Consider the following 6123-nt stretch of genomic DNA (forward strand, 5'->3'; position numbering starts at 1 on the left):
TCCGGTAGTCTTCGCAAAACCACCTGAATCAACGACTTGGGCTGGCGTCAAGCTAACCCACTGGCACCACTCAACTTAATTTCGGATCAGGCTCTTAGCTGATCCGATCTCACTGTGAATCCAACATTTCTAGAGCGCAGATAGAGTAAGAGCAAAGCCTGGAACGGGCGGATCGCCCGGGCTTGAGAGAGAGCGCCTGGGCGCTGTCCGCCCTTCCTGCTCTCCTGAAAGACATCATCAATGGCGAACCATCTTGCCGACGCCGCGCATCGCGCCGCGCCATTTGCACAGCAATGCCCATTCGACGCCCACGCAAAAGCTGTTCTCAGTGCCGCTCACTCGATCCTCCCGCTGATCGAAACCGGAAAGACAGTCGATATCTCCGCTTTGCGGGAGGCGATGATCTCCGCTTTTGGGAGGTCTGACGCTGAAGGAGCCTGGGACTGGAAGGCCGCCTATGAGGCGTGCGAAGCCGCACAAATCCTGTTCTTGCGTCGCTACGGGACTGCGCTCAAGACCCGCGCAGGCTCATCCGCTCACATGCTGGCAATGGTCGAACGCGTCGCATCGCTCCTGCCGACCCACACCAGACGCTCTGAAACGAGCCAGGCTCTCCAACAATATTCGACTCCTCTTGGCCTTGCCTATGTTGCGTCGGTCGCCGCATCCATGGAAGCGCATGACACCGTTCTCGAACCGTCGGCAGGTATGGGAATGCTCGCAGTCCATGCAGAGCTTGCCGGGGCCAGTCTTGTTCTCAACGAATTCGCCGAAGGAAGGATTGCGCTGCTCAGGAGGCTGTTCCCCGGTCCTTTGGTGGGGAACCACGATGCTGCATCGATCGACGATCGTTTGCCTGTTTCAGTGCGCCCCACCGTCATTCTGATGAACCCGCCGTTTTCGGCAGTCGCCCATGTCAACCGAACAATGCGCGATGCGGCGCTAAGGCACATTGCATCGGCACTTGCCCGGCTTGCGCCGGGTGGCCGGTTAGTCGCGATCACAGGAGCCGGCTGTGCGCCAGATGCTCCTGCCTGGCGGGAAGCTTTTGTTCGTCTGCAGACGAGCGGCACAATAGTTTTCTCAGCCGCAATCGATGGCGCGGTCTACCGAAAGCATGGCACGAGCATCGATACCCGCCTGACCGTGATCGACAAGCTGCCCGCGCCAGACCCCAAGATTATCGCGCCTTGCGCCGGAACGGCAGCTGATACCGCGACAATGTTGGAATGGGTTGAAACGCACGTGTCGCTCCGCGGTCCGGTTGCGCCAACGCCGCCACGGTTCGCGCCCAATTCGATCGGCATCAAGCCTTCGGGCTCAGGACAGGTGGTTCGGCCAACTCACGCACCAAGTCTGGTTGATCCCGATTCCAGCGAAGTTGCGTACGAAACCGTCGACTGGGCGCCGCCTGAGGGCCAGCTGAGTGAAGGCATCTACGAGCCCTATGCACTGCAATCCATCACTATTCCCGGCGCGCTGCCGCATCCGACGCCGCTGGTGCAGTCGGCAGCGATGGCTTCGGTCGCTCCGCCGCGACCGCACTATCGCCCACATTTGCCAGAGCGATTGGTATCGGACGGCATCTTGTCAGACGCGCAGATCGAATCCATCATCTATGCTGGCGAAGCCCACTCAGGCCATCTGGCTGGAGCATGGACCGTCGATGACACATGGGACCTCGTCTCGGCGGCAAATGCGGATAACTCACACGCCGTCCACTTCCGTCGTGGCTGGTTTCTGGGAGACGGCACCGGCGCAGGCAAGGGCCGTCAGGTCGCGGGGATTATTCTCGACAACTGGCTCAAGGGACGCCGACGCGCGCTGTGGCTTTCCGTCTCGGATCGCTTGCTTGAAGACGCCCAGCGCGATTGGTCAGCTTTGGGGCAGGAACGGCTGCTAGTGACGCCCTTGTCCCGTTACCGGCAGGGCACACCGATCAAATTGTCGGAAGGCATCTTGTTCACCACCTATGCAACGCTGCGTTCGCAGGAGCGCGGCGGCAAGGTCAGCCGAGTACAGCAGATCGTCGACTGGCTCGGTCGCGATTTCGATGGCGTCATCATCTTCGACGAAGCGCACGCTATGGCCAATGCGGCAGGCGGCAAAGGCGCACGCGGCGAAGTCGCCGCTTCTCAGCAAGGGCGAGCCGGATTGCGCCTGCAGCATGCGCTGCCCAATGCCCGCATCGTTTATGTTTCGGCGACGGGGGCCACCACCGTCCAGAACCTTGCCTATGCCCAGCGCCTCGGGCTGTGGGGCGGCGAAGACTTTCCTTTCGCATCGCGCGCCGATTTCGTCGCAGCGATTGAGGACGGCGGTGTCGCGGCGATGGAGGTGCTGGCCCGTGACCTCAAGGCGCTCGGCCTTTATGCTGCCAGATCGCTATCGTTTGATGGTGTCGAGTATGAGATGCTCGAGCATCATCTCACGCCCGAGCAGGTCCGCATTTATGACGCCTATGCCGGAGCGTTTCAGGTCATTCACGCCCATCTTGATGCGGCACTCGAGGCTTCCGGTGTCACCAGCGCCGCGCACGGGACTTTGAATGCGCAGGCTCGCTCGGCTGCACGATCGGCCTTCGAAAGCGCGAAACAGCGCTTCTTCAATCACCTCATCACCGCGATGCAGACCCCCAGCACGATCCGCGCAATCGAGCATGATCTTCAGGCCGGACATTCTTGCGTTGTGCAAATCGTTTCAACCGGTGAAGCCCTGCAGGAGCGGCGGCTTGCCGAGATCCCCACTGATGAGTGGGATGACGTTTCGGTCGACATCACGCCGCGCGAGTATGTCTTGGATTACCTGGCACACAGCTTCCCGGTGCAACTCTACGAACCGTTCACCGACAGCGAGGGCAACCTCGCGTCGCGTCCCGCATTTGACGAGGACGGTAACCCCATTCTCAATCGTGAAGCTTGCCGCGCCCGCGACGCGATGCTTGAACGCCTTGCTGCCCTGCCGCCCGTTCCTGGCGCACTCGACCAGATCGTCCAGCATTTCGGCAGCGAGATGGTAGCCGAGGTCACGGGACGCTCCCGGCGGATCGTGACCAAAGCGGTATCCGATGGATCAGTTCGCTTTGCTGTCGAGAACCGTCCGGCATCTGCCAACATCGCCGAAACGCATGCGTTCATGGACGATGTGAAGCGCATCCTCGTGTTCTCAGAAGCAGGCGGCACTGGCCGATCCTATCATGCCGACCTTGGCGTTAAGAACCAGCGTCGCCGCGTCCACTACCTTCTCGAAGCAGGCTGGAAGGCGGACACTGCAATCCAGGGATTTGGCCGCACCAATCGGACCAATCAAAGGCAGCCTCCGCTGTTCCGACCGGTTTCGACCAATGTGAAAGCGCAGAAGCGCTTCATCTCGACGATTGCCCGGCGGCTCGACAGCCTCGGCGCAATCACGCGCGGCCAGCGGCAGACCGGCGGCCAGAACATGTTCAGCGCCAGCGATAATCTGGAGTCGTTTTACGCACGCGATGCGCTGCGGCAGCTCTATCAGCTGCTCGTGCGCGGCAAGGTTGAAGGCTGCTCCCTTGTCCAGTTCGAGACCGCGACCGGCCTTTCACTGCTCGACAGCAACGGCGGTTTGAAGGACGAACTTCCGGGTATCACGACATTCCTGAACCGGATGCTGGCGCTCACCATTGCCATGCAGAACATCCTGTTCGATGCGTTCGAAGACCTGCTTACCGCGCGTATCGAAGGCGCGATTGCCAGTGGCGCCTATGAAATGGGCCTCGAAACGCTGCGTGCCGAGAGCTTCTCCGTGTCTGGCCGACAGACCATCTACACCCATCCCGGCACGGGGGCCGTGACGCACTTGCTGACGGTCGAACGGAAGGATCGGATAGAACCCGTATCCTTGCCAAGAGCCCTCGCCATCGCCGAAGATGAGCAAGCCGAACTTCTCGTCAACAATCGATCCGGACGCGCTGCGGTCAAGTTGCGCACGCGCAGCCTGATTGACGATGAAGGGGTAGTCCATCCGCGGGTCCGGCTCGTGCGACCTTTGGAGGCGACCAACATGCTCGCCAAGGTCTTTTCGGCCAGCCACTGGGAGCCAGCCGATCACGACCGCTTTGCCGAAGCTTGGGCAGCCGAGCTCGCAGAACTGCCTGAGTTCGAAACGTCGACCCTGCACATTGTCTCGGGCCTGCTGCTGCCGATTTGGCGACGCCTTCCGGATGAATCGACCCGCGTCTACCGGCTACAGACCGATGCTGGCGAACGGATCATTGGTCGCAAGGTCTCGGCAGCTTGGGTCGCAAGCGTGATTGAGCAGGACCACGCACCGCTGGAACCTAGCGATGTGTGGTCGATGTTGTGTTCTGGCGACGCCAAGCTGCACTTGGCCGAGGAGCAGACCCTGGCCCGCGTGCGGGCGATGAACGACTGGCGGATCGAACTGACCGGCTTCAACGATCTTGGGGTGGAGCGGCTCAAATCGATGGGCTTGATCTCCGAGATCGTCTCGTGGAAACTGCGCCTCTACATTCCGACAGGGGCTGTCGGCGTGGATGTGCTCGCCAAGCTGCTGGAGCGGTTCCCGATCCAGCGGGTCACGGCGCGCAATGCCGCCTGAAGGAGCCCCGCATGGACAGTCCCGCTGCCGAAATCGCCCGCCGCCTCGCTGCCTCAGCAGAGGCAGTCTGCCGCCGCTACTTGTCCAATGGCCGCCGTGAAGGCCGCTATTGGTTGGTTGGCGATGTCCGAAATACGCCGGGGCGCAGCCTGTATGTCCGCCTGAGCGCAGGCGCTGAAAACCGTGGAGGCGCAGGCAAATGGACCGACGCGCAAAGCGGCGATCACGGCGACCTGCTTGACATCATTGCTGCAACCTGCGGCCACACCACATTGCGTGACACGCTCAATGAAGCCCGCCAGTTTTTAAGCCTTCCCCAGCCTACTGCCATCGACGAGCGCCGGAGGCGGCCGAGCAAGGCTCCGACTGGAACGCCGGAAGCCGCGCAGCGTCTTTGGGCGGCCTCAAGTCCTATCGGCCAGAGCATCGTTATCCGCTACCTCGCCAAGCGCGGAATCAGCGGTCTGCCGGACACCGGGTCACTGCGCTTTCATCCACGCTGCTATTACCGCGCTTCCAAGGACGACGCCCCTGATGTGCGCACCTCCTGGCCCGCCATGATCGCAGCGGTCACAGATGCGAACCGCACGATGACAGGCGTGCATCGCACTTGGCTTGACCCAGCCTCAGCCAGCAAAGCCGATGTCGCCTATCCCCGCCGAGCAATGGGCCATCTGCTCGGATCAGGTGTCTGGTTCGGTGATTCTGGTCCGGTTATAACGGTAGGTGAAGGTATCGAGACCATCTTGTCTCTACGCCAAGTGATGCCAGCCATGCCGATGGTTGCCGGGCTATCAGCAGCGCATCTTGCTGCGCTCAATCTACCAGCGGATGTACGATGCCTCTATGTCGCCTGCGACCAGGATCCCGCCGGTGAGGGGGCTCTGGCAACGCTGACCGATCGCTATGCTCCTCAAGGCGTCCTCGTGTTGCCTCTCCGGCCTCGCCTGGACGATTTCAACAGTGACCTCATTGTCCACGGCGGCTCGCAGTTGGCTGCACATGTGCGGGTGCAGCTCCGTGCAACCGATGCCGTGCGTTTCATGCTTCGGTGACTGGTTGAGGGCCGGGAAAAGGGAAGTGTCTGGCGGCAGTCTAATGCAAGACCACCGAGGCTCGGCCCAGTGTCACCATGCTACCGGCCTTCGGGAGGGGGCGACTGCGGCATCCGGCATAGGCACCGCAATGGCTGCGCTCCACTATTTTCCGCCGGGGCATGCTGCCCCTTTGCATCGCGAAGCAAAATAGCCTCGGCTTCGCCATCCTCCGCTGTGCTCCGGCCGCGCGAGGGCGCGCGGTGCAGGCCCATGCCCGCTGCCGCCGGTCGTCGCCACGAAGGCCGCGAGAAGCGCGGCTCAGGGCACGGAGACCATCATGGACAACGCAACCGATCTTCCCTTTGAAGACACCAACCCCGAACCCGGCTCGACCGCTTATCTGTCCGTCGTCAGAACATTCGGCACAGATCGCGGCTTAGATTAGCGGAGTGCGGACCTCGTCTGGGGGTGGATGTTAGGCGGCGAGCTTGCGGTG

2 protein-coding genes are annotated in these 6123 nt (G+C 61.7%); both read left to right on the top strand.

Translation table 11 applies throughout. The features are described 5' to 3' along the window. The first annotated feature begins 399 nt into the window (after window positions 1-399). Entirely contained in the window at window positions 400-4590 is a 4191-nt protein-coding gene (locus tag C7451_RS19345; RefSeq protein ID WP_244182039.1) for a strawberry notch-like NTP hydrolase domain-containing protein, read from the top strand. A gap of 11 nt (window positions 4591-4601) precedes the next feature. Further along, entirely contained in the window at window positions 4602-5645 is a 1044-nt protein-coding gene (locus C7451_RS19350; protein WP_110300461.1) for a DUF7146 domain-containing protein, read from the top strand. Window positions 5646-6123 lie beyond the last annotated feature (478 nt).

The sequence above is a fragment of the Blastomonas natatoria genome (genome assembly GCF_003201955.1).
Taxonomy (GTDB): domain Bacteria; phylum Pseudomonadota; class Alphaproteobacteria; order Sphingomonadales; family Sphingomonadaceae; genus Blastomonas; species Blastomonas natatoria.